This window comes from Paenibacillus anseongensis (assembly GCF_009757995.1).
GTDB lineage: Bacteria > Bacillota > Bacilli > Paenibacillales > NBRC-103111 > Paenibacillus_E > Paenibacillus_E chondroitinus.
Genome location: NZ_WSEM01000034.1, coordinates 103,149 through 127,719 on the forward strand (window position 1 = coordinate 103,149; position 24,571 = coordinate 127,719).

Annotated in this window: 28 protein-coding genes, 2 pseudogenes and 1 riboswitch; of the genes and pseudogenes, 6 read left to right on the forward strand and 24 right to left on the reverse strand. The window is 40.2% G+C overall.

Annotation, left to right across the window (positions count from 1 at the left end):
• Window positions 1–5: 5 nt before the first annotated feature.
• The 5 genes from GON05_RS31670 to GON05_RS31690 all read right to left on the reverse strand — a co-directional run bounded on the left by GON05_RS31670 (window position 6) and on the right by GON05_RS31690 (window position 3,838).
• Window positions 6–962, reverse strand: a complete 957-nt coding sequence (locus GON05_RS31670) for an ABC transporter permease (protein WP_157325041.1) — start codon at window positions 960–962, stop codon at window positions 6–8.
• 502 nt (window positions 963–1,464) lie between these two features.
• Window positions 1,465–1,911, reverse strand: a complete 447-nt coding sequence (locus GON05_RS31675) for an NUDIX hydrolase (RefSeq protein WP_157325043.1) — start codon at window positions 1,909–1,911, stop codon at window positions 1,465–1,467.
• A gap of 54 nt (window positions 1,912–1,965) precedes the next feature.
• Entirely contained in the window at window positions 1,966–2,442 is a 477-nt protein-coding gene (locus GON05_RS31680; protein WP_181646332.1) for a DinB family protein, read from the reverse strand.
• 53 nt (window positions 2,443–2,495) lie between these two features.
• A complete protein-coding gene (locus tag GON05_RS31685) occupies window positions 2,496–3,215 on the reverse strand; it encodes a WecB/TagA/CpsF family glycosyltransferase (RefSeq protein ID WP_338114250.1) in 720 nt (239 codons plus the stop codon).
• Between the two features lie 155 nt (window positions 3,216–3,370).
• Entirely contained in the window at window positions 3,371–3,838 is a 468-nt protein-coding gene (locus GON05_RS31690; protein WP_157325046.1) for a hypothetical protein, read from the reverse strand.
• Window positions 3,839–4,037: 199 nt separating this feature from the next.
• Between GON05_RS31690 and GON05_RS31695 the strand changes: the two genes are divergently transcribed.
• Together GON05_RS31695 and GON05_RS31700 are read left to right on the forward strand one after the other, a co-directional pair.
• Window positions 4,038–4,448, forward strand: a complete 411-nt coding sequence (locus GON05_RS31695) for a MerR family transcriptional regulator (RefSeq protein WP_157325047.1) — start codon at window positions 4,038–4,040, stop codon at window positions 4,446–4,448.
• Window position 4,449: 1 nt separating this feature from the next.
• A complete protein-coding gene (locus tag GON05_RS31700) occupies window positions 4,450–5,211 on the forward strand; it encodes an SDR family oxidoreductase (RefSeq protein ID WP_157325049.1) in 762 nt (253 codons plus the stop codon).
• Between the two features lie 84 nt (window positions 5,212–5,295).
• On the opposite strand, the gene GON05_RS38905 is transcribed toward GON05_RS31700, so the two are convergent.
• The 9 genes from GON05_RS38905 to GON05_RS31735 form a co-directional block, all read right to left on the reverse strand.
• Window positions 5,296–5,466, reverse strand: a complete 171-nt coding sequence (locus GON05_RS38905; protein WP_181646293.1) for a hypothetical protein — start codon at window positions 5,464–5,466, stop codon at window positions 5,296–5,298.
• Window positions 5,467–6,042 carry an ATP-binding protein gene (locus GON05_RS31705; protein ID WP_157325051.1) on the reverse strand — a complete coding sequence of 192 codons (576 nt, stop codon included), beginning with the start codon at window positions 6,040–6,042 and terminating at the stop codon, window positions 5,467–5,469.
• 114 nt (window positions 6,043–6,156) lie between these two features.
• The gene (locus tag GON05_RS31710) at window positions 6,157–6,612 is read right to left on the reverse strand and encodes a DL-endopeptidase inhibitor IseA family protein (RefSeq protein ID WP_157325053.1); all 456 of its coding nucleotides are present in this window, start codon (window positions 6,610–6,612) and stop codon (window positions 6,157–6,159) included.
• Between the two features lie 338 nt (window positions 6,613–6,950).
• Window positions 6,951–7,517 carry an HXXEE domain-containing protein gene (locus GON05_RS31715; protein ID WP_157325055.1) on the reverse strand — a complete coding sequence of 189 codons (567 nt, stop codon included), beginning with the start codon at window positions 7,515–7,517 and terminating at the stop codon, window positions 6,951–6,953.
• A 333-nt stretch (window positions 7,518–7,850) separates the two neighbouring features.
• A complete protein-coding gene (locus GON05_RS31720) occupies window positions 7,851–8,213 on the reverse strand; it encodes a hypothetical protein (RefSeq protein WP_157325057.1) in 363 nt (120 codons plus the stop codon).
• A gap of 78 nt (window positions 8,214–8,291) precedes the next feature.
• Window positions 8,292–9,164: an alpha/beta hydrolase family protein gene (locus tag GON05_RS31725; RefSeq protein ID WP_157325059.1), complete on the reverse strand. Its 873-nt coding sequence runs from the start codon at window positions 9,162–9,164 to the stop codon at window positions 8,292–8,294.
• 378 nt (window positions 9,165–9,542) lie between these two features.
• Window positions 9,543–9,737 carry a hypothetical protein gene (locus tag GON05_RS38910; RefSeq protein ID WP_185157259.1) on the reverse strand — a complete coding sequence of 65 codons (195 nt, stop codon included), beginning with the start codon at window positions 9,735–9,737 and terminating at the stop codon, window positions 9,543–9,545.
• 4 nt (window positions 9,738–9,741) lie between these two features.
• A complete protein-coding gene (locus tag GON05_RS31730; protein WP_157325061.1) occupies window positions 9,742–10,089 on the reverse strand; it encodes an Asp23/Gls24 family envelope stress response protein in 348 nt (115 codons plus the stop codon).
• 238 nt (window positions 10,090–10,327) lie between these two features.
• Window positions 10,328–10,903, reverse strand: coding sequence for a hypothetical protein (locus GON05_RS31735; RefSeq protein ID WP_157325063.1), 576 nt, complete (start codon window positions 10,901–10,903; stop codon window positions 10,328–10,330).
• Window positions 10,904–11,092: 189 nt separating this feature from the next.
• On the opposite strand from GON05_RS31735, the gene GON05_RS31740 reads away from it, so the two are divergent.
• Together GON05_RS31740 and GON05_RS31745 are read left to right on the forward strand one after the other, a co-directional pair.
• Window positions 11,093–11,419: an ArsR/SmtB family transcription factor gene (locus tag GON05_RS31740; protein WP_157325065.1), complete on the forward strand. Its 327-nt coding sequence runs from the start codon at window positions 11,093–11,095 to the stop codon at window positions 11,417–11,419.
• 155 nt (window positions 11,420–11,574) lie between these two features.
• Window positions 11,575–13,242, forward strand: a complete 1,668-nt coding sequence (locus GON05_RS31745) for a SulP family inorganic anion transporter (RefSeq protein WP_157325067.1) — start codon at window positions 11,575–11,577, stop codon at window positions 13,240–13,242.
• A 631-nt stretch (window positions 13,243–13,873) separates the two neighbouring features.
• Here the strand turns inward: GON05_RS31745 and GON05_RS31750 are convergent.
• The 6 genes and pseudogenes from GON05_RS31750 to GON05_RS31770 form a co-directional block, all read right to left on the reverse strand.
• The gene (locus GON05_RS31750; protein ID WP_157325069.1) at window positions 13,874–14,821 is read right to left on the reverse strand and encodes an EamA family transporter; all 948 of its coding nucleotides are present in this window, start codon (window positions 14,819–14,821) and stop codon (window positions 13,874–13,876) included.
• 80 nt (window positions 14,822–14,901) lie between these two features.
• Window positions 14,902–15,002, reverse strand: a riboswitch (purine riboswitch).
• A 123-nt stretch (window positions 15,003–15,125) separates the two neighbouring features.
• A pseudogene (locus GON05_RS38915) lies at window positions 15,126–15,535 on the reverse strand (DUF5412 domain-containing protein).
• Between the two features lie 99 nt (window positions 15,536–15,634).
• Window positions 15,635–15,886: a DUF3953 domain-containing protein gene (locus GON05_RS39995; RefSeq protein WP_309491810.1), complete on the reverse strand. Its 252-nt coding sequence runs from the start codon at window positions 15,884–15,886 to the stop codon at window positions 15,635–15,637.
• A gap of 159 nt (window positions 15,887–16,045) precedes the next feature.
• On the reverse strand, window positions 16,046–17,038 hold the full coding sequence (locus GON05_RS31760; RefSeq protein WP_157325810.1) for a DUF3231 family protein: 993 nt from the start codon (window positions 17,036–17,038) through the stop codon (window positions 16,046–16,048).
• Window positions 17,039–17,389: 351 nt separating this feature from the next.
• Window positions 17,390–17,524 (reverse strand): annotated as a pseudogene (locus tag GON05_RS31765) (SDR family NAD(P)-dependent oxidoreductase); the annotation flags it as partial.
• A 47-nt stretch (window positions 17,525–17,571) separates the two neighbouring features.
• Window positions 17,572–18,204, reverse strand: coding sequence for an FMN-dependent NADH-azoreductase (locus tag GON05_RS31770; RefSeq protein WP_157325073.1), 633 nt, complete (start codon window positions 18,202–18,204; stop codon window positions 17,572–17,574).
• Window positions 18,205–18,338: 134 nt separating this feature from the next.
• Between GON05_RS31770 and GON05_RS31775 the strand changes: the two genes are divergently transcribed.
• Window positions 18,339–18,698 (forward strand): winged helix-turn-helix transcriptional regulator, encoded by a 360-nt coding sequence (locus tag GON05_RS31775; RefSeq protein WP_157325075.1) that lies wholly within the window; start codon window positions 18,339–18,341, stop codon window positions 18,696–18,698.
• A gap of 361 nt (window positions 18,699–19,059) precedes the next feature.
• Here GON05_RS31775 and GON05_RS31780 read toward each other — a convergent pair whose 3' ends face one another.
• From GON05_RS31780 to GON05_RS31785, 3 genes are all read right to left on the reverse strand, one after another.
• Window positions 19,060–19,464 carry a hypothetical protein gene (locus tag GON05_RS31780; RefSeq protein WP_157325077.1) on the reverse strand — a complete coding sequence of 135 codons (405 nt, stop codon included), beginning with the start codon at window positions 19,462–19,464 and terminating at the stop codon, window positions 19,060–19,062.
• A 376-nt stretch (window positions 19,465–19,840) separates the two neighbouring features.
• Window positions 19,841–20,128, reverse strand: coding sequence for a hypothetical protein (locus GON05_RS39110; RefSeq protein WP_221435285.1), 288 nt, complete (start codon window positions 20,126–20,128; stop codon window positions 19,841–19,843).
• Entirely contained in the window at window positions 20,115–21,686 is a 1,572-nt protein-coding gene (locus tag GON05_RS31785) for an FAD-dependent oxidoreductase (RefSeq protein WP_157325812.1), read from the reverse strand. Before GON05_RS31785 ends, GON05_RS39110 begins: the two co-directional genes overlap by 14 nt.
• A 418-nt stretch (window positions 21,687–22,104) precedes the next feature.
• Between GON05_RS31785 and GON05_RS31790 the strand changes: the two genes are divergently transcribed.
• Window positions 22,105–22,506, forward strand: coding sequence for a hypothetical protein (locus GON05_RS31790; RefSeq protein WP_157325078.1), 402 nt, complete (start codon window positions 22,105–22,107; stop codon window positions 22,504–22,506).
• A 76-nt stretch (window positions 22,507–22,582) separates the two neighbouring features.
• On the opposite strand, the gene GON05_RS31795 is transcribed toward GON05_RS31790, so the two are convergent.
• Window positions 22,583–24,538 (reverse strand): hypothetical protein, encoded by a 1,956-nt coding sequence (locus GON05_RS31795; protein WP_157325079.1) that lies wholly within the window; start codon window positions 24,536–24,538, stop codon window positions 22,583–22,585.
• Between the last annotated feature and the right edge of the window lie 33 nt (window positions 24,539–24,571).

Consider the following 24,571-nt stretch of genomic DNA (forward strand, 5'->3'; position numbering starts at 1 on the left):
CCTCCCTATTTCATCCGTATTCGTGGATCCGCTGTGGCATATAGCCAGTCGGCAAGTAAATTGCCGAGCACCGTTATAATGGCCAGAAACATCGTAAATCCCATAAGCAGCGTATAATCCCGGTTAGTGATCGCCTCCATATGGATGTAGCCAACTCCCGGCCAAGTGAACACTTTTTCGGTGATAATAGCGCCGGAAAACAATCCCGGCAGTTCGAGCCCCAGCAGCGTAATTGCCGGAAGCAAAGCATTGCGCAGCGCATGTTTGAACACTACGACCCGCTCCTTGAGTCCCTTGGCTCTTGCCGTACGGACAAAATCCTGCTTGATGACGTCGATCATATTGGTCCGAAAATGCCGGGTAAGCGATCCAACGCTTAGCAGCGTCATAACGGTAGCCGGTAAAAGCATATGGTTCAGTACCTCCCATGCGTAAGCCCACCCCGTCGCCTCGCTTCCGGTGTTCAGCATGCCTCCTATAGGCAGCCACCCCAAGTCAACGGCGAAAAACTTCACCATCAGCAAACCGAGGAAAAACGAAGGAAACGACATCAGCGCAAATACACCGAAGGTGACGAGTGAATCGTACCAGGTGTACATTTTGACAGCCGATATGACACCCGCCAAAAGTGCGATGATCCAGGTCATGATGAGCGAGGCGCCGGCTATGAGAAACGAGTTCCATATATATTCCCCGAGCACTTTCATGACAGGCTGCTGGTATTGCAACGAGTAGCCGAAGTCACCCCTCAGCGCATTGCCTAGCCAGATGAAATATCGCTCGAACAGCGGCTTATCGAAACCGTAGAGCGCCTTAAGCTCCAACGCCCGTTCCGGTGTCAGATTTATGTCTGAGTCGATGAAATCTCCCGGCGCCAGGGCGAAGATAAAGAAAATAACCAACGAGGCGCCGACAAGTGTTGGAATTAGGTGCAGCACCCGCTTCATCATGTATGCACGCATACTCGCTTGTCCTCCCCTCCATTGTCTTTCTTACTTTTCCAACTTGTTTAATCGGATTTTAACATGCGATGGACAAATGATTAAATACGAAAAAATGATCGAACGATAACTTCAAGGAATAGCTCATAAACTTAAAAAATAATGATGCCGAACATGGGTAGGTAGTAATTGAGCGCCAGGTAAAGCAGCCCAGGAACCGTCATTACTGTAAGTCGGATATACTTTTTAAAAACTTTCTTTTGCATTTTTGCTGCCTCCGCCAAGTAGTTCCCCTCTTTCTGCGTTTCTTTGCTCCTATCATACAATAGCGTTGAAGTCGCCTCTAACAGTATGCTGACTGTTTTTAAAGAATGCGAGAGGAGTTTTTCCTATAAAATGAGAAAAAGCCGCGATTTGCGCGGCTTTTAATGAGATCATGATCTTGTCTAATAAGTTGATAGATTTGACATTACAATTTTGCCTATTAAAACATGTAATTGTATCGTATATGCCTTCCAGCCAATTAGTGTTTCTCGTGCAAATCCATAAGTTCTTTCGCCTTATCAAATACCCAATTTAGATCCGCATAGCCTCGTTCCAAGTGTAGTCGAACGGCATCTTCCCAAATGAAATATTGAGCACCTTGAATTTCGTCAGCTTGGTGGATAGGTTCAGCCTGTTCGTCAATGGCTTCTAGAAGGAATAAGCGCACCTGCTTGCGAATGGTTAACCCTTTTCGTTCGATAGGATATTCAATGTCGCCAAGAAGTGAAAGAATTCTGGAATTAATCCCAGTTTCTTCTGAAATTTCTCGAATTGCAGCTTCTTCCCATGTCTCTCCGGATTCCAGGTGGCCTTTTGGGAAAGCAATATGTCCATATCTATCGTGAATGAGTAGGACATGGATTCCTGAATGTGTCTTGCGAATAACTAATCCACCGGCAGCACGTTCAATAAGATTCTCTGTCATAAAAACCTCCTTTGTGGCTAATAGCCTACTGTTCATCGGCGCAGTATCGACTAATCATTTACTCCAGCTCTTTTGCAGCTTCCGAATATAGCAAATTTGACCAATGTGATAGGCATTATGAGTTGATACATTTCCAAGTATCTCCCACCACTTGACAGCCACCGGAAATCCTATTACATCACTTTCGACTTTTTCTTCAGTAAGTAGTTCTTGCCATTTTAAAAGCACATCTAATAATTGATCTTTTAAATCAGTGAACTTTTTGTCATTAGGAACTATAAAACTTTTATTATTATCTCCTATGGAAGGCACTGCATTGACATCAGATTTTTGGTATCTGGTTTGCCATGTTTTATTCCAATAAAGTAAATGCTGCACAATTTCAGCGATACTATTGCTATCTTCACTAGGCTTCCAAAAAGCTGCTTCCTCCGACAAATTGTCAACTGCAGCTGAAAAGGGTAGGTACCAACTAGGGTCATTAGCATTTGCTAATAACTGATCGGATAACAAATCTTTTACATGAAATATACTTTCCACTCTCCTCTTTGACTAATTCTCCCAAACCTTTTTCTGTTCCGTTATCACCGATTATTTTCTTTAAATAACAATGCTTTCATTGCAAAACGAGGCAAAATTAATTGTCTTCGCCATCTGGATGGTTGATTTAATAATCGATAAAGCCATTCCACATTTAACTTCTGCCATATAACTGGTGCTCTTTTTACTGTCCCAGCAATGATATCAAGACTTCCTCCAACGCCAATAGCAACTCTAACATTTAATTCGTTTTTAAATTTATGTATCCAAAATTCAGCTTTTGGGGCTCCAAGTGCAACCACTAGAACATCGGGACTCAAGGTCGCAATCTCATCTACAATTTGTGCCTCATCCTTCTGATCAAAAAAGCCATGCTTTCTACCTAAAACGGATACATTTGGGTATCTCTTTCTTATTTCTTCTGCTGCCATTTTACTAGTCATCTCATTGGCGCCCAGAAGATAAAATGACCATTTTTTTCGGTTCCCCATCTCTAATAAATGGAATAGAAGATCACATCCTGTAACACGTTCGGGAAGTGGATTTCCCTTTAAACGAGAGACCATGACGATCCCTGCACCGTCCGCGGTTAGGTGACCCGCCTCATCAATGATGGTATGGAGCAGCAAATCATGTTGACAAGACATAGTGATTTCTGGATTGAGCGTTACCACATGAAACAATTCCGCTTTATTTTCCGTTATTACTTGGTCAATAATATGGACTGTATCTTCCATTGTTATTTTGGGTACTGGAATACCCATTATTTGTGAGCAATTCTCCATAGAATCCACCTTAGGCTTTTAACCACATTTTAACATAAAGGTTTACTCCAAACTATCCAACTCTGGTACATTAACTAATACCAATACTAAAACAGACCCAACGATTTCTCGTCGGGTCTGTGACGGCACATGTCTTAAACTGTACCTGAGGAATCAGGTACGTCCGGACCATCAACGACATCGATTACACCGATAGCCAGAATGCTGATAGCAGCCGCTTTTCCCAGCTTTTTCACGCCGTCTTTCAACCTCGCTTTATCGCTGTCCTTAAAGCCTGTCACGACATCTTTTCCGCTCTCAACCACATACTCGATGCCATGGACAACTCCTTTTGCCGTTGTAATGGCTGTTTGTTCAAGTTCATGGAGTCCAGCTTTCGATTGCTGCTTATCTGAGGTAATTAGGCCTGCGCTTAAATTCCATACACCGCTCGCTGCATGGCCCGCGATTTCGCCAGTTTTGGCCGTTACCTGTTCTATATCATTGCCAATTTCCTTTATATAATCACTGCGAACAAGCTCCCCTGCCACACGGACAGTTCCTCCAAGCACTTTGCCTGTCACATCGCCTGCCAGCTTGCCTAAATCCTTCAAAAAATCCATTTCAAGCACCTCCGTACATCAGTATATGCTGTATTACGATTGTCGAAACACTTGGTTGCAATTTATGAAGGAACGTAGGCGTTCTTGGATTCAAATTTTTAGCTTTCAACAGATTATTAATTTCTTTGTTGACTTAAACCATGGTTTAAGTCGTATCATATTCCTGTCGACATGAAATATAAAATTTGGAGGCCTCCAGATGAAGTATTATTCAATTAGCGAAGTTTCAGACAGACTCGATATTCCGGAATCAACGATACGTTATTATGAAAAAAAAGGATTATTACCACAAGTTGAGCGTGATGAAGCTGGGAGGCGTTTTTTTTCAGAAAATCAAATTACCTTCCTTGGAATCATTATTTATCTAAAAAACACGCATATGCCAATAAGTGTAATTAAACAATATGTTGATTGGGTAGTAGAGGGAGAGAGTACTATTGAATTGCGACTTGAAATGATGAAGAATCACAAAAAAAATGTACTAGCTGAAATTTCGCTAATGCAAGAAGCATTAAAAGGAATTGATGTGAAAATCGCACGTTATACAAAGTATACGCAGGAAAGAAAAGAAGCAAAAGAAGATGAATTCATATTGGAAAAGAGGAAATAAGATGAAACTTTCAGGAAATACAATTCTTATTACAGGCGGAAGCACTGGAATAGGTTTAGCTTTTGCAGAGCGCTTTATCGAAGCTGGAAATAAAGTCATTGTTTGTGGACGACGTGAAGATGTACTCCAACATGCAAAAGAAAAATTCCCTAACCTTATTACTCGTGTAAGTAATTTGGATATTGAATCCGAGCGTGTAGCATTGTTTGATTGGGTAACAGCAAACTATCCAGAAGTGAATGTGTTAGTTAACAATGCAGGGATCCAACAACGCTTTAATGTGTTAAAAGGGGATGCGAAGAACAATTGGAATTATTTCAGTAAAGAAATCACAACCAACCTTGAAGCACCTTTGCATCTCTCTATGATGTTCGCTCCATTTTTTGCAACAAAAAAAGAGGCGACTATCATCAACGTGACATCTGGATTAGCTTTTACACCGTTTGCAATTGCCCCCATTTATTCAGCATCCAAAGCGGCGCTTCATTCATTTACAATGAGTCTACGACACCAACTTTCTGAAACGTCTGTAGAAGTAATTGAAGTTGCTCCTCCGGCAGTGAATACAGATTTAGGTGGAGCGGGGGGTCATACCCAAGGAGAACCATTAGATGCCTTCGCAGATGGAATTTTCAAAGAATTAGAAGAAGGTAAAAAGGAAATTGGATATGGTACTTCTGTGAATCGCTTACGCATGACCCGAGATGAAGTAGATGTATACGTGGAAAATCTGTATAAGGCTACGAAAAACCTAATTGAATAATTACGCTTACTGGATTTTAACAGTGAGTTTCATCTACTAAATTCAGCAAAGTCCAATGGAAGATGTATATAAAAGACACCGTATCTACCCGTCACTTGAATAAAATAAGGGACAGTTGCCGACCACGGCGATCTGTCCCTTCCTAAATTCCGCTCCCCACTCATTCGTCCAAGGAACAAGATAAACTTTGCCTTTCGGTAGACCACGCATTTCGTCAAGGCAACCGATTAAATCGGCAACCTCGCCTGGTGTCATTCAACTATCGTCTCTCGACCGAAAACTTACTTCCGAAATGCTAATTGCTTCAATTTGTTGTATGATATCTGTGATATTATTGGGATCTTTTATTTCAAATAGATAATTAGCTTCGTCTTTACTAGGTGGTATTTCTCCCAAATTTCCTTGTCGCTCCAACACTTCTAAAAAGCTCGATGCACTTCTGAAAATAGTTTTACTTCTTTGTGTTTGTTCAACTCGTGCTCTCAGTATTTCAATAGATAAATTAAAGTAAACAATAATACTTTTAAATCCCTTTTCATGAAAATATCTGAGTACATTTGTTCGTCCTGATTTATTTAAATTACAATTGCTTAAGATGATGTCAAAATTACTTTGCAATACAGCATATTCAACAATCGCATTGGTAATAGAGAATTTTAGTGTATTAGGTCCTTCTTTAGGGAGAAGTTTCTTATAATGACTATTTATAAATTCTGCATGATTATCCTGATCAATGATTACAGCTTCTTGTAATACAGATTCCAATTCTTTAGCAAAGGTAGTTTTTCCACTATGCGTTATTCCAACTGTCATAATTACTAGGCGGTTCATATAATTAATCGCTCCTTTATGTTTTAGGTCTTGGTTTCAGATAACGTGATTTTCAGAAAGTTCGTTGAACAAAAGGGAGCTGCCGCTGAATAAGGTGTTACGTGCTTTAAAACCCTACGTGAAATTAGTCGGAATATTATTTATTCTCCATCCCGCCCCTAGAACATAGACATAATCAAGAATTACTTCGGCAGGCGGATAATCACCCTTCACAACAAGTGGGACTATATATTTGTAAGCTATTGTGCCATTTCCCTCATTTAAAATTTCACCTGTTGCGTTCTTCCAATCATTCATTGAACCACTCGATCTTGGAGTGAAAGCAAGCCTATTATTCACTTCAAATATATCTAACCCATTAATTATCTGATTAGCAATATTGTGAGTAAAACCTTCTTCCAAGTAATTGTACATTTTCTCTGTAGAATCTAAGTTAGTACAAAAGTAATAGTGCTCATTCTTATCATTTGGTACTCTCCTATCTTCTATAGAGCAAGTTCCACCTTCATTAATAGTTAATAGATAATTCGCTGCAACATCGTGAATACTTAATGCTTCTTCTTTAGACAAACTTAAATTTAGCGAATTCTGCGACATATTGGGAAATAGAAATATTAGTAAGAATGTAAAGATTTTGATCACTCTCTCACCTCATCCAATTGTTCTAAATTTATTGGCGATGTTCCGTTACTCATCAAACTCATATCTATGATCTTCTTTGATTCTCTGATAACAGATAGTATTCGAGAAGAGATAGAGTTATCCTGTTCTATGTCAATCGTCTATTCGAATTCATGTTTATGAGACCCCGCATAACTCCAGACAGTTGAGCGGAGCGCACCGAAACGAAAATAAGCGATGAATCGGTTCCATCTCCGCAGCGCTATCGTTTTTCGTTAGTTCCCGAGCTATTTCTTACCCATCACAAACTTAAATAAGATGGCATGAACAAGAATCGAAAATAAAACCGAGCTAATCCACCAGGTCATCGGATGGGAAATACCTTTAGCCGTAATCACGTATGCACCATAAACGGATGCGATAAACTGAAGGCTTGCCATTACCAGTCCTGGATTCCATTCTCTATATTTAATTCCTGTATAAATATGGGTGGCACAGTTCATCAAGCTAAAAATGACAATTAACAAACCAAAGCCGATATTTACGATACATAAAAGCCCGAAAATGAGGAACGCCAGCCACACTAGAATAATATTGATCCAAAACACTTTTTCATCCGTTAAAGCCTCGTCTCCCTCCGGCAACCCATTCACGACTCGATTAAAGTAATCCTTAAAGCCACCCGGCCAATAATGCTCCTCGGTTTGATGAAACAAATATAATGGGATGTTGATTAATGCCCAGAATGTAGTATCGACAGGACTCAATGTCCAGAATAGCATTACAATGGAAATGAGCCCCAACCAAGGTGTTAATTTAGCCCAATTTTGATTCTCTGCCCAATAATTCAGCATCTTACGTAATCCCTCCTTCCTGATTTATCAATTATAAAAATATATTCGGTTAATTCATTTATTTTCCTATACATAATTCCCGTTACTTCAAAGAAAAAGAGAACAGATGGCGGTGTCGGCTATCTGCTCCCTGGTTATTCAACTATCGTTCATTAGAAAGACTCTTCCCCGCTGATTATAGTTGAACCTAGGTGATAACCTAATTTGCTCAATATATATTCCTCAAAGGATTTCAATTATCCTCCCGATACTTCAACGGAAAAGAAGCAGATGCCGGTCGCCGCGATCTGCCCCCTGATTATTTCACTAACGTTCCCCGTTTAATGGATTAATTCACTGCATTGCAGCAACCATCCAAAAAAACCCCAAAAATACTCCCCACAAACTTAGAAGCGAACTAATCATAAAAGGTAGCCATTTAACTCTTTTAGATTTTAAATACACAAACACGAAAAATGGGTATAAAACAAATATCTTTATAACAAAGAAAATTAACATAACAATTAATGGGTTAAAATGAAACAATAATAGGATAGCCATAGGTATTAATCCAGTTACTCCAACTGAGTAGGCAATAAACTCCTCAAAAATATTCGATATGTAGGGGTTAACATTAAGCATAATTGCTGCTACCGCTGGGGGAAACCACGTAATTATATACTGAACTATCAAATGATAAAGTAAATTCCTTTCCAATATTTTTACCTCCACCCCAGCAGCCTCAGTTATTTGTTAAACTACCGTCACCCGTTAGTTTGAAGATCCAAGGAATGCTTACATTTTATTGAATTTATCAATACTATCAAGAATTGATTTATCTAAGGAAGTAAAATGATTGCCCTCCATGAGAATAATGTCAACGTTCTTACCATTTTCTTTTGCTATTTGAACGAAGGAGTAACTTTCCTTTAGGTGATCGTTATCCTTGTTACCGACATAAACAAATAATTTCTTTTGAATACTCTCAGTAAACTTATTCGGCGATCTCAGTGTCACTTCATTCGTATCTTTAACGTTAAACGGTGCAACCTTATCCCAGCCACTTTTTAAAAATTCTTCTTGATCTGGTGCTGCACCATAACTGGAAATTGCTTTATATGGAGATGGCATCATGGATGCGAGCAACGAAATTGTTCCCCCCGAACTATGCCCAGCTAAAAAAACTCGATTCGGATCCACTTCTTTTAATGTTAAAAGGAATTCTCCCGCCGAAATAACATCGTTAACTTCACCAAAAAAAAATTCAAAGTTTCCCGAATTTCCGTTCTCCCCTCTTAACATTGGGGTTAAAACTATATATCCTGCGTCTTGAAATTTTTTTGCATCGATCCAATCATCTATTCCGAAAGCAAATCCTCCATGAACATATACAACAGCAGGGTGTTGCTTGCTATCCCCAGGCACTTTAGATAACCAAGCTTTAAGGGTTAAATTACCTGAATTATAGTTAATTTCCGAAACTCCTTTAGGAGGTGGATCATTGGTATATTCCTGAGGTGCCGGTCCCTTTTTAATAAGTTTTGTCTGGAAATTTGACCTACTTTTCTCTAAATCATTTAAATTATCATTGTTACCTTTATGTTCTGATGAGCATGAAGTTACTATTATGCAGCATAAGACCAATAAAATAAAAATCTTCTTTTTCATCAAGCAGTCCCTTCTTGATATCGTTTACTCAGCTATCGTTCTTCGTCGTATTCTTAATCCAAAAATAAAAGGTAATAGCGAGAATAAGCAGCAAAGTACCGCTTAAAATTGGTAAGTATGTAAAAGCTTTGATTGCCTCATCGGATGTACTCCAACTGGATGCTCCTAATGGTCTCGAATTATTGAATGAAAGACTTCTTATTATCCTGAACAGTTATATTCTTGCCCCCACATTTTGGACAATAAGACACCTCAATTAGTTCAAGGTTTTCAATGAAACCTTTAATATTGCAATCGTGGCACGCTATTGATAGTACCTCGTTTGAGTTTTCCATTAATTTCTTTATGCCTCCATTTCATTTCTCTACTCATATATATTTATTTGCTTTTTCCACTTCCCCTTCTTTTTTTATTGGCCTTGTTCTGCTTCAAAACAATACAAGAACAGATGATTAAACTAACATAAACGACAATAACAATCCAAAGTCCTATTCCATTGGCACTCAATAGATACCTCTCTGCTTTTTTGATTTTTTCTCTCTCTTGCATTCTACCTTTTGAGTTAAAGCTCATGTAGTTAAAGTTCTATAAGCAGGCTTTCAACTATTACATTTACGTTTACAACTCTAAGCCCAGTCATGTTTTCCACAGACTCTCTAACGTTTTCTTGAAGCTCTCGGCTTACGGCCTGAATATTGGTACGGTAGTTGACGATGACATGTAGATTAATGGTTGCTTCAGATTCCAAAACCTCGACAAACACACCTTTTATGGCGTTTTTTCCTCTAAAACGCTTAGTAAGACCCTCGGAGATGCTGCCTGACATAGAAGCGATTCCAGGTGTGGCTAGGGCAGCGATACCAGCTATAGTAGAAATAACATCGTTTGATATACGAATTAAGCCATATGAAGTTTTCTTGGACATTTGGATTCCTCACATTCTATTGTTTCTTATGTGATATTTTACGCTAATGATCAATTTACTCTCAATCATTATCAGCCTCATCCCATTTTCGGGAGTACGCTATCTTCGTTGCCCAAAATGTTAAGCCCAGTATGATGAATAGGGCAACAACTCCTAAAATGATTGCACCAACCATTCGATAACACCCTCCCGTATTATTAATTTGTATAGTAATTGTTTTTTTCTTTAAAGTTCGTGATTATCTCCCCCCTAATTTGTATGTTTTTATGGCTTGTCGAAAGTTTTCAAAATCTTTAATTAAATAATTAAGCCTCTGTATAAAATGAGTCATCATATCCGAATCTTTAGCAAACTCTATCTCATCGATCAGCTCATCCAATTCACTAGCCAATACAATGAAATCGATATTGTCCTTATCTCTACTCAACTTAATTTTAAGGTCATTCGCTAGCGCCTCACCCAGTTCTCTCATAAAAGTAACTTCAAAATGAGTCTTCATTTTCACTAATGTTGGGGTATAATCCTTTCTAAAATCAATACCAGGCACTTCACCCCAAAATGTATGCCAGTCCTTAAGCAATCCTGCTTTGTAATATAATAATTTTAAATATCCGCATAACCAAGACGTGCAACTTGTATTTCTATTTTGACAACCTATTCCGTTTATTAAATGTTTACAACTGCGGCAACAAGAACCGCCGTTCTGAATACAGATCTTACAAATATGGTCTGCCCCTAATCCATTTAAATGTCGCATACCAAAGTCGATAAGATACTTTCTTGTAGCAATATACAATTCATCACCAACCAGCATTCAAAACCATTCCTTACTTCTTAATTTTTAAAAAACAAAATATTTGATTTTATAGATATTTATAATTATACTATAACTTAAAAGCATTTAAGAAGGCAAAGGTCATTTCAAGCCTTTACCTTCGTGCTTTCCGGTTTGTGTTATGATATTCTATATATATAAATTGTCAAACATTTAGGGGAGTACGCTATGTATCAAGAAATACAGCATTTTAAAGCCGATTTTTTTAAAGCGTTAGCACACCCATTACGTATAAGAATCCTTGAGGTTTTAGTTGAGGGCGATAAAAACGTGAACGAGATACAAACAATATTAGGTAGCGAAGGTTCTGCTGTTTCTCAACAGCTGGCTGTGTTAAGAAGTAAAAACGTTGTGCGTGGGATTAAAGACGGGACCTCAGTGATATACACTCTAACAGACCCCTTAATTAAAGACCTACTTATTGTTGCTAAGCAAATTTTTGACAACCATCTTGTAAATGCTATTTCAATGTTAGAAAATATAAAAAATCAGTGATATGTAAAAAGGGATGAATCGGGTTTGTTCTCGATTTACTCCCTTTTTTTATTTGTTTAATTTTCAGGAAAAATGAAATTGACACACAATAGTTTTACATATATGATTTTATATATATTCAAATAATCAAATATTAATATATGGTGGGATTAGGTATGAAATTTTCTTTTAGTGGACGATACCATGGTTATAATGGGAAAAAATTTCAAAAGGACTTGATTTCAGGGCTTATTGTAGGTATTGTTGCCATTCCATTAGGAATGGCTTTTGCAATTGCCTCAGGCGTAAAGCCAGAATATGGGTTATATACTACGTTTGTCGCAGGAATACTAATCTCATTTCTTGGTGGTTCAAAATTTCAAATTGGTGGTCCTACCGGAGCATTTATACCTATATTATTTGCCATTGTCATGCAGTATGGATACGCAAACTTGCTTATTGCTGGATTTATGGCGGGAGTCATTTTGCTATTCATGGGGATTTTTAAACTGGGTGGTGTAATTAACTTTATTCCACGTCCTGTTACAATTGGTTTTACCACAGGGATTGCTGTTACCATTTTCACAGGACAAATTGCGAATTTCCTTGGATTACATAATCTTCAAAACCATCAAGATTTCCTTTCCAATATGAAGGAATTAATTCTTCATCTTTCAAAAATAAATATGTATAGTGTCTTAACCGCAGTGATATGTCTAGTGCTCATTATTGTCACACCAATGCTTTTTTCTAAAATCCCAGGATCATTAGTAGGACTATTGATTTCTACGGTTGTAGCATCCATTTTCTATCCTGACAAAATTGCTACCATCGGCTCCATCTACGGCCCAATTCCCAAAAGCTTGCCTAACTTACACTTACCTTCACTCTCAATTGAACATATTCAATCTTTAATAAAGCCCGCATTTGCAATAGCCATATTAGGTGGTATTGAATCATTACTCTCTGCTGTAGTTGCTGATGGAATGTCTAGATCTAGACATAATAGCAATCGCGAATTGATTGGTCAAGGTATCGCTAATATGATAACTCCATTGTTCGGGGGTATTCCAGCAACGGGTGCTATTGCTCGAACTGCGACAAATATTAAGAGCGGGGCAGAGTCTCCCTTCTCAGGGATCATTCATGGTATAGTCGTCCTGTTAGTTTTGTTATTATTTGCTCCGTACGCTTCTAACATTCCGCTTGCAAGTATGGCACCAATTTTAATTGTTGTTGCTTGGAACATGAGTGAGCGTAAAGAGTTCGCTCATGTTTTAAAAAGCAAAACTGCGGAGTCATTCGTTTTACTTATTACCTTTCTTCTCACTGTATTTACTGATCTGATAACTGCTGTTGAAGTTGGATTAATCTTATCGGCTATCATTTTTTTAAAACATATGAGCAGCCTTTTAGTTATTACAAAGATCTTTCCGGATTTTCCCAAGAAAAATGATCAAATAACAGTACCTGCTGTTAATGAAGAATATAATTGCCCTCAAATTAGTATCTACTCCGTCGAAGGAGCTTTGTTTTTCGGGGTTGCAAATAAATTCGAAAAATCTATCATGGAAGAAATAAATAAGCAATCCAAAATATTAATTTTGGAGATGGGCCGTGTACCCTACCTGGATATAACGGGTGAATCCAATCTATCAAATGTAGTTAATCAATATAGAAAACACGGTGGTATAGTAATCATTTCCGAATTACAAGACCAACCGCGCCATATGTTAAAAAAAACAAGATTAGACGAATTCATTGGGTACGAACACTTTTTTGAAAAAACAGGTGAAGCATTTAACTATGCTTTAACCAAATTTAGCTTTCCTAAATCAATTTGAGTTTGAGCATTTTACGCTTAGAGAATGCCTACTCATTTTGACTTTAATCAAAGGGCTACCACGCGGTAGCCCTTATTTTTATAATATTTGACTGCGAATGTAGTTCTCTTCGTAATAGTTGAATCATACTTTTTATCTGTAATAATTAATCAAACTATTGAGGTGGAAATTGAAAAATTGGAAGCGTTTCTATCGGTTTACCAAACGTTAAACTTCACAAAGCTTCAAAACATTTGCATGTTTCACAGTCTGCTATAACAGCGAGGATTACGGCATTAGAGAGCACTATAGATATTCATCTTCATCTAATTTATAAGCTTTCATTCTACATAGAGTGTTCCCTTGTATCCACGCAAGTTCGCCACCTTTTTGATCTTTCGCTGGAGCAGCCCATTTTGAGAAATATCCTTTATTTCCGTTTATCCGACACTCGTGGAACTAATACCTCACTTTTACATCATCAATGCTTATATTTGGTTTAGACGCATATGCCGATTGATAAGGTGCTGCCTGCCGCGGCGAACTGCTCCCTTGTCATTCAACTATAGTTATCCGTTAGCGCAATGATCAATTTTCGAAAAAATGATCTATTAAAGCATATTACAATATTTAGCCGGTTGCGGCTTTTGTGTCAACCGGATACGGTATCTTTGCGACCAGCCCATCTCGTTCGCTTCATCAGTTCGGGAAACGCAACCGCAAGCAGTACCAACAAGACCCCAGCCCATTGGAGTAAGCTTACGTGCTCGTGTAGAACGATGGATGACAGCATAACCGCGACAGGCAACTCGGCGGCACCGAGGATGCCTGTCAAACCTTCTCCAATTTTCGGAACCCCTACCGCGAACAATACTGGAGGCAAGAACGCGCCAAACAAGCCGAGCAGTACCCCAAACGGAAGCAATCCCTCCAAAAGCGCGTGGTTGAACAGGAAGCTGGGTGGGAACAAGAGAAATACAAATAACATCCCCCCTGTAACCATCCAAGCGCTTCGGTATATCGGATGCATGGAAGGCACAGCTTTGCCACTGAACAGAATAAACAACGAGTAGCTTATCGCGGACATAAAGCCAAATATGACTCCCATCCAGTTAAACTCAGATAAGCCTTGATCAAGTATGCCGGCCGCTAGCCATGTCCCTCCAAACAGAACGGTCAGCGTGATCAACATGATGCCGTTCGGACGCCTCCTCTGTTCCACCGAATTGATCAAAACCCCCATCCATGTGAATTGGAATAGCAACAGAATGGCTAGCGAATTGGGAATATATCTCAGGGACTGGTAATACAACAAGCCTGTTACAGCTGTAGGCACACCAGCGACCATCAGGATGACTCGATGCCTCCACGATAACTTCGTAGCAGCCGTCGTGGATGAAGACGTCGTCTTAACGTTTCCGCTCCATCTTCCCTTCCATTTTATGAATAGAACAAGAGTCCAAGCCAATACGCACCCTGTCAATAATTGACTTCCCACGATTTCTCCGAGCGTATAACCTTTTGCGTATGCCTTTGTAACGATTGTCGATAGAATGCCGTAACAGACTGCGCCTAACAAAACAAATAATCTGTATTTCATCGTTATGATTCCTTCCTTGGGTTTCTTCTACTATATATTGGAAACAAAAAAACTTCCTTACTATCGAATATAGAATCGTTGAAACTCGATTCCATATTCGTAGCAAGGAAGTTAAGGCTTCCTGTAGAGACCCCCACCCTGTATTTCATGGGGTTATACGAATGTATTGTTGATTTCTCAAACTAAAGCAAAACAACATAACAAATAATAAGGCGCTCGCTCGCATTTGTCAACTGATGCCGGTTGCCATGGTGTCTTTATTAAGCTATAGTGTCCCATTTACTTAATTCCGTAAATAGAAAATTCACTCTCTCCTAAAATCGAATTTCTCATTTGGTAATCTTAAAACATGACCATTAATTTCGACAGTATCATCGTCAATCCATACGATATTTGCGTTCTCTTCTCTATAATTCCAATAAATATTCTTTTTCTTCGAGCTTTTGTTGGAAACAAGTTCTGCTCTTACAGCAAAATCAGTCGTTGCTCCTCCACTTGAACATACGCATTAATTGTATATTTGCCGTTGGGTGAGTTTGATTGTTCAATTAATTCACCTGTCGGGAGCCGATTCATGTCAAAGAAGGCCCAGTAAGTCCCATAACAAATTAAACCAATGAACAATAATCCAATTGAAAACAAAAATTTAAACACATTTTTTTTTGTTCTCTTAATTTCACAAACAATACTTTGCTCATCGTTTGATGGCTGCATATTCCTCCACTAATAATGACCTAATTTAATATTCTTAAAGTATAACCTCATTTTACTATTGCGTAGAAAAAAGGCGATTCTTTTATTCAAAGTGTCCTTTTAGTTCAAAAAGAAACCCTGTAAAGAGACAAATAAAATAAACAAAGAAACTAAAATACTTAAATACCCCCAAAATCCTTTTCTGTTTCTTTGATGTTCGACTAATCCTGTCACTAACATAAATATCGCAAGAGTTAACATCAAATAAGGCACTAATTCAAAGTTTTTTGTAATTAGAAGGTAACTAGATAAACAGATAACGAATATCGCAATAATAACTTTGCTTTTTTGCAACATATTACTCACTCCCATCAAGGTATGTATTCACCTCGGTTTTGCCTGCTAAACATAAGTTATATTTTAACACATATTGGAAGTGTCCTACCCTTACTTTAATGAAAAAAGGGAGCTGCTGCCTACGCGGCAAACTACTCCCTTTTTTGGAACGAACATCGTGTTCTGGTTAATGACTTATTTATTTAAGAATTTACTACGGTCAACTGCCTCTGGTGGTTTTTCTAACCATCCATTTTCAATCAAGAGATTTGCACCATCTTCCACATATAACATTACTTCTGCTTGGCATTTCAAAAATAAAGCACCAATATCTTTTCTACCGTCAAGCGATATGCCATTGGCATACTCCCTTATTTTCACATTAAACATGTCAACTTTATGAAAAACCATGATTTTGTCAGAAAATGGTGAGACTGTCGAAGAAGTCACGAAATGATCTATTAGTGTCGGGGAGGGCAATCCATCCTGAGACAACTTTTCTGTTAATGATTCAATGTGCTTTTGATTAATATCTTTTCCGCGTTCTAGAAATGTTCTTACCTTATTGTCATTTGCTACTTGAGCAAATCCAATAATAAGTGCTTTGCTTGTGATGTCGTTATTCAGATTTCCGAAGATATGCGCAATTTCTAATCCTTGTAGGGGTCTGCTTTTTCCGAAAAAAGAGCCTAGAAACTTTTGACTATGTACAAAATCAACTTTTTCTGGGGGCTGAATGACAGGCGAATTCATTAGCTCATTTTTAGATTCTGAAATTACCGCAACCACGGACTGCAGTTTCATTGTATCTTGAACGCATTTGATAAAAAAATCCCGAATATCTCTTCTTGTAACCAAAGGTACAGCAATCGAGTAGAGACTCATACCAGCTTTACTCGCATATTTCAAATAATGAAGATAAAACTCATCAATAAACAAACGAGGCGCATTCAAATTCACGTCACTATCAGTAAACCCAACAGGTATAGGAAAGTCTGCTTGTTTAAAGAAGAACTCAATTGTTTGGATATTATTATTGCTTAACTCCAATGCATATTCTAAAGTCACTTTAATCTCGGGATCATCTACATTCTTTAGATAATAATTGAGCATGCACTTTCCCATTGAATTTCCGATATAAGTCGCCCAAAGTTTCCCCATTTCAGTTCCTGTGAGCACAGATTTCATAATTACATAGTCCTCTTTTCTAGAGTCAAAAGGTGTAAAAGCATTATTAATCTTACCCAATAAGAAATTCAATATGTAAAATTTTATTATTTATCCTCAATCAACCTATATTTATAATCAACCGATCAAAAACTTCAAATTTATCGAGGCAAACTTACGCTTCGAAAATTTAAAGTCTTTGATCTAAAAGACTTTTTCTAAATTGCTTTAAATCGCTCATTCAACTATCGTATGCGTTAGCTCAATGAGTCGGTTAAATAGTATCCCTTCAATGTTTGCTTCGAAGGCATCTACGGCCTTGGCAGAGTTATTACCCAACACGTTAGCTATTAACGTCCCATATTATCCAAAGGCGTCCTGCAGAACACTTTCACGTCGTCCGCAGACAATGACCGTATTGCCAGCTTTGATAAACCGCTCTGCAAAAGCTAGACCAATTCCAGAACCTCCGCCAGTGATCAGTATCGTGTTCCCTGAAAGTTTCATCTGAGTTGCCTCCTTGTTTTTTTAATTAAAGTATCTAGTTCCCCTTATTAGAAACGTGTGGCAACTTCCTTAGCACGAGCAATTGCCTCTTCTTTAATGGCTGGAGCTCGCTCTGATGATGCAGTTCCTTCAACAAAAATGGCCTCCATAGATTGAATCCCATAGAACTGCAAAATTTTTTTCAGATAGCTGTATCCCATTTCAACTTCTGAAAGCGGACCTTCCGAATAAACGGAACCGCTAGCTTGAATGTGCAAGGCTTTCTTACCGGACAACAGACCTTCAGGACCATTTTTTGTATATTTGAACGTCTTGCCCGGAATTGAAGTCGCATCCGTGTATGCTTTCAAAACCGGCGGGATCGAGAAATTCCACATGGGGGAAACATACACGTACTTATCGGCAGCCACGTATTGATTGACAATCGCGTCAAGTCGAGCTATTTTTGATTGCTCGGCTTCGGATAGTTGATCGAAAGACGAACCCGACCGAAGCTTTTCCCAACCTCGCAAAACATCTGCATCGAATTGCGGAATATTCTCTTTGTACAAGTCCAAATAAACAACTTCATCTGTTGGATTAGCTTCGCGGTAAGCTTCAATAAATTCATTACCTACCGCGAGGCTAAAAGATTCCTGAGGATCAAGGGGATGTGCGGTGATGTACAATACAGTTGCCATAAATCAAAACTTCCTTTCTGTAATCAACTTGAGTACACTTTCTAAATTGATCATACAATATACACTTACTTATTTAAAGTAGGCACAATAATGTGGTATAGTATTAAAAAAGGTACTGTAACGGAGGTCAACGTATGCAAAAGAACCCTGTCCAATGTCAATTCGTTGCGGCGCTGGATTCGATCGTCGGCAAGTGGAAACCGATTATCCTTTATCATTTGCTTCAAGGCAAACCTCTGCGGTTCAATGAGCTAAGAAGATTGCTGCCCGATATCACGCAAAGGATGCTTACGCTCCATCTGCGCGAAATGGAGGAGGAAGAGCTCGTTAAGCGAGTCATTTATCCGCAGATCCCACCGAAAGTGGAATACTCCATCACGGAATACGGCATGAGTCTGTCTCCAATTCTGGAAGCCTTACATCAATGGGGAGCGGCCCATGTAGAGCGAAAGCAGCTTAATAAGGAGAATAATGAACAAACAGAAACGGACTAGCGTTCGAAATTACGCTAGTCCGTTTCATTCTGTAGTGATTCAAAAAATATAACGAAAGTGAATATAAGGTATGTCTAGCACAGCGACCGAATCACACAAAGTTATTTCTGACCTTACTTTTTGCACATATGTTTTCCTTAAATGCTTAGCCTCTTCGAAGTATTTCACAAGAAGGCACCTCATTATTTTGTGTATTAATATTGGAAATATTACTTATGGAATGTATTGCGCTAACCTCCCGTTAGCGTGAAAAAGGCAGCCGCTTTGTATCGGCTACCTCCACTGGTGTTTATAAGTTATAGTTCCACGTTAAACTGTATCTATCTCTTCCCTACCTTCCGTCGGGAAAAAGAAAATGTAATCATTCAATAATTGGTTTGATTTTCTTTCCACTTTCATTATAAACTGTATACCCTCCGCGAACCGTGATCCAAATCTCGTTATCTGTTTGGAGATCGGCTTGGAGCCCTCGGGTCGTTTTAGGAAAAAACAGCAAATGATTATCCGGAATCGAGGTTCCTGGCTGAAGATCCAAACCTGCAGTCAGGTCCGGAATACCTTCTTTATCCGTAGCTACAGCCACTGTTTTTCCCATTCGTACGATCATTTGGGAGCCCGGTTTTCCGTAAATCGTTTGCTCCCCAACCAACTCTACATTTGTAATGCGATTTATGTTCTGAATCGTTAACAATGCCTTAACTCCTACGATTAGTGCAGCGATTGCAATTATTGCAATACTGCCCCCGCGCAAATAAGTTAGTTTCATATTAATGTTGGCACCCTTTCTTTTCTTAAATAAATTAATAGAACGACTACTCCTCAAAGTGTATTTGATGGGTATAAGAGGAAGCAAGTTCAATGTACCTACTTCATATTAGTACTTCTCAATCTATTATTCTTTAAATTCAATAAGAAAAGGATGAATTTGCTTGAAACGATAAATTTCATTAGGTTCACCTCCAAATTTTACTTTTTCACATAACCGCTTTTATGTACTAAAGTATACTTGTTTGGGGACTCTTGAACAAGATTACCTAACTATCCATAACTTTGTCCGATCCGTCGGGAAATGAGGACACAATTCGAAAAAGCCGCATAAAATGCGACTTTTAATGTAACCATATTTTTGTCACCCGACAAGTTTATCTTTGCTTTCTGAATTTATGTACTTCTATTATCAATTCTATTGAACAAAAAGCAATCGTCAAAATACCGATAAAAGATAGAATATAGATCATGCATCTAACTGTAATATAAGCAATTGGCATGCTATCGAAAAGACTTTTTATTGTACTCAAAGCAATAGAATTATTTAAGAAAAGAAGGAGTACTCCAGCTACTATCCCGGAAAGCAAATTTTTTTTATGATCCATAAAAGCCCCCTTTTTAGGAACAAGTTGATCTTTAATAGGTTTTTTATACAGCTCCAATCTTAGGCCATGCCAGTTCGATGCCGTTCGCCGTCAGTAAAGCTTGAAGTTCTTTGAGCTTTGCTGCGTCAGCGCGAACCTCACTTGGGGTCATGCCTTGGTTCAAACAAAAGGCAGCCGTATAGCCTGCAGACTCCCCGATATTCCATTCAACGGGATGAAGCCTGTAGCAACCGTTGGTAATGTGGGTTGTTCCTATATTTTTACAGGCAGCCAGCAAGTTCGTAACCTTCTTGGGAATCAGACTTCCTAATGGGATCTGAAAAGGTAACGAAGAAATGTCGAGGAAGTTCCGTCCCGTCATACTCGGGTGCAAATCGATTCGGTAACATCCAATCCCTACGCTGTCAGGGAACTCTACTGCCCCTTGATCGCCTCGGATAGCTGTGCTTACATGTTGTTCCAAAACCGTAAATTCCGCTTTAATTCTACGCGATTCCCGAATATACGGCGCCTGGGCCATGCCGTCAGCGGTCCCGACGACGTCCGGACGCAGCCTCAACCCCGGATAGCCCACTCCCCCGTCAGGCCGAGGAGCTTCCGTCTGCAGCCAATATAACAAAGAAAAGCTCAGTTGTTTCGCTTGATATAGATGCTTTTCGGCCAACTGTTCAGGTACATCATAAACATTTCCAAGAAAGTAATCGTTCTGCGCCCAATTGACTAACGAAATGTCTGACGTGTAAGTCCCCGCCGCGAAGTTCGCTTTATCCACAATTCGGCGATAGATAAACAAAGGGTATTTATCCGTACCGGGAAAAAGCGTTTCTTCCGTTGGTTCCAATGTCTTGGGATCAGGCGATACCCAATTCAACTGCGGATTCGGCCAAAATGGTGCTTGAAATGAACGCCAGAACTCGTAATCATGGGGTTTATCTATGACATGATTCTCTCCTTCGAAGTAGTCCATCGCAAAACAGTAAGTAAAAGCCTGGATATCATGAGGATCTGCGGGACCCTCCAAGGCATGAGGTTCGTTTGTTTCTGCCTTCGATTCTGCTCCGGTTACGTAGTCGACTTCCGCAAGTGGCAGTACGTCCCCACATTCTGTTGCATCAAGATAATAAGGTGCGTAAACAGTCAGCTTTTCCCCGTTTTCGCGTTTAACAGTAACGGCTTGGATCTCGTTGTCATGTCTACACGCTTTTACAATTTTACTTCGTGTGTGGATGGTAAGTTTCCCGCTGTTAACGAACGGCGCGAGCATCTGCTGCAATACGGCATGCGTGACACGTGGTTCCGCGCACAGCCGGCTTACTCCACCATTTCCTGGATTCAAATAGTATACCGAACGCCCATACTCGGATAACGGATAGTGTTGACGGTAGTACTCTCTGACCTCTTCGCGAAATTGGCGATAGCTTCGCGTACAGCCAAATTGCTCGATCCATTTGTGCTCATCAGGCGGCACTGCCTGACTCGTCAACTGACCGCCTATCCAGTCGTATTCATCGGTCATGTACACACTTTTCCCCATCCTACAGGCAGCCAATGCTGCAGCGCACCCTCCCACTCCTCCTCCTATTATTGCAATATCTACGTGCAGATCTCGTTCCATGTTCATCATTCAACTTTTACCTCCTTCATCCACATTAGTAAAATTAAGCCTATATAATAGACGGATGGGATCTTCTTAAAGTTGCAAAATCAGCTGAACTTTATAAGCTTCCAGGGATTCCTCGGTTGAAATCATTTAATGAATGAAAATTAACTCCAATGTTAAAAGAGCTTTCGAATGACAGATCAACCAATAGCCACAGTCAGCCGTATGTTGCACTTTGTGCAGCATACGGGCCTCAGATCAGCCACTGGCTTCTTCCACGTTGTACAAAATACAACGTGGAAAGCAGGATAGTGGGGTTTTCACGCTTTTTTGATTGAATTTATTGCACTAAGTGCAATGAAGAGTAGGGTGGTGGGCTTTAAAGCTGTTTTATGTTGTATAACGTACAACATAGACATGGTAGCGAGGGGCCGTGACGCAAGGCGCTCATGCAGAGCGGCATGGTCACTTAGTGCGAGGCAGTCATGCTGAGCGATATGGTCACTTGATGCGAGGCAGTCTTGCTGAGCGGTTTGGTCACTTGGTGCGAGGCAGTCATGCGGAACGATATGGTCACTTAGTGCGAGGCAGTCACGCTGAGCGGTTTGGTCACTTGGCGCAAGGCGCTCATGCTGAGCGATATGGTCACTTAGTGCGAGGCAGTCACGCTGAGCGGTTTGGTCACTTGGCGCAAGGCGCTCATGCAGAGCGGTATGTTCACTTGGTGGGAGGCAGTCTTGCTGAGCGAGTTGGGTCATTTGACGCAAGGCCGCCAATGCCGAGCTATGATTACTTGGCGCGAAACTCTCATTCGCGTACCAGCAACAAGGCTTAAGCTTAGCTTACCCCAAGCCCAAAACATACAAAAAAGCCTCCATCCTCAAAAAGGATGAAGGCTCCCGCTCACCAACCTATTTCGTCCTCATGACCGTAAATTCTTGCTGCCATAAAATCCTGCCGCCAATCTCAAGTCTAGCCCGCAGCTGGTTCTGCCCGACCTTCAGCGGCTTGGCAGCTTGGTATTGGAAGAAAGCCACGTCCCACTGAATGGGTGCAACCCATTTTGAATAGGCCTGAATAGCCTCTGCCGGTGGGGCTCCGATCTCTTCGACAGTCAACTTGGGTCTTAACTCAGGTGAAGCGTCGGCCGCGAGCTGCTGCGTGCTGTCTCTAAAAGCTACATTGAGCACTATCTGATCGGTATCGACTGATGTGGGAATAGCAAGTGTAGTCACATTGTAGGCCTGAAGTGTAAAAGTAAGGGAGTTATCAACCTTAGCAATAAGAGTACCGAACAAGTTCCGTACATCGGCTTCGTTCAGGTATATTTCTCCATTTGATGAGACCTGTGGCGCTGCCATCAAGTTAACCTTCTGAACCTCTTTACCCTTCCAAAGTGTTGTTGCCTGCAAGGAGCCAGCCTGAATGCGAAAACCATTACCAAACCTGCTGTTCTGATAAGTGGTCCAGCCTCCTGACTCACTTTTGTCGTAGCGGAAACCTTCGGATAAAAAGGGAATGGATACATACCAAGCGTTATCGCGTATATATCCCACCTGTCGGTCTTGAAGCTTAAGCTCGTCGCCATCAATCTTCGCACTGTTGTAGTACAAAGAGTAGAAGGACATGTCTATAGCCGGTTCAAATCCATCAGTCACAATTCGATCGGAATATGAATTTAACTTCAACCAGACAAGCCCAACATAAGAATCGATCTGGTACCAACGGTTCCCTAGGGTATCATCCCAATAACGAATCGGATGTACAATTTGAGGGGAAGCTTGTGCGAATTTATACCAATTACCTAAGGGATAGTTCATCAACTCCGCATTGGATTTCAATTCTATGGCCACGTCTGTCGGTTTGGCATCAATAGGATCGGCAAACTGTTTATTCACCCAACCATCCCCTGCCGATGTATGAACATGATACCAGATGGGTTCATCCTGTGTGTTCCCATATGGATTATTGTTAATTCGTTCGAACACTTCCACTTTCTGAGGCTGAAGAATGGCCACCTCTTCCCCATAGGAATCAGGTTGTGCAAAAAGCGTTGTTCGCGTATACAATACTAAGCTTTCTTGGGACTCTTCAACCCTCGCGCCTCGGTAATACATCCACTGAACTCCGCTCTTTGTCTCTACACGATAGCTTGTGCTGTTGAATGGCGAAATGAACTCTGCTGTTATTTCCCCAACACCTTGTGGAATGCTGCTTACGTTCATGAAATATTCTTTCTCTGGCACAACGCTCCGCAGCGTACCAATACGATTAAGAGGAATTTGAATCCATTGGTCACCGAGCCAAGTCGTATGAATCTGCAGCCATGTCATCGTGTTGTAATCGAAGTTATCGGCAACAAACCACCTTTTCGCAGCAGCGACCACCTCCACATCCTGCGGTGCCAATGAACCCGTTGATGGTGATTTGATATCTGGGTTGGCATACATCAGCGTATTGTCCAGCAGCGATATTTGCTTTGGTGGAGCGACGTCTAACGCTTTTGAAGGCACATTGATCCACTTATCGCCAAGCCAGGTGCGGACTTTCCACCAATTATGCGCATCCGACCAAGGCATGCCTGCCTTGACTACTTGAACCTCCTGAGGAGCTAGATAGCCCTGAGGTGGACCGCCGGAATCTTCGTATTTGTCATAATAAGGGATGTTGCTCAATAACTGAATAACGGCAGGCACTCTACCTGATTCGGGGACCTCCGAAGGGAACATTTCGTGCTGGAACTCCGGCTGCACACTAGGTATGGGCTCCCAAACAACAGTTGCTCCTTCCGCTGAAGCGTCGAAAGCACATGACATCATGACTTGCGCTCCAACTACAGCCGCAATGGCTGCTTTTTTCCAGCTCATTGGATCACACTCCTATTCATTCTCTCAACTTAA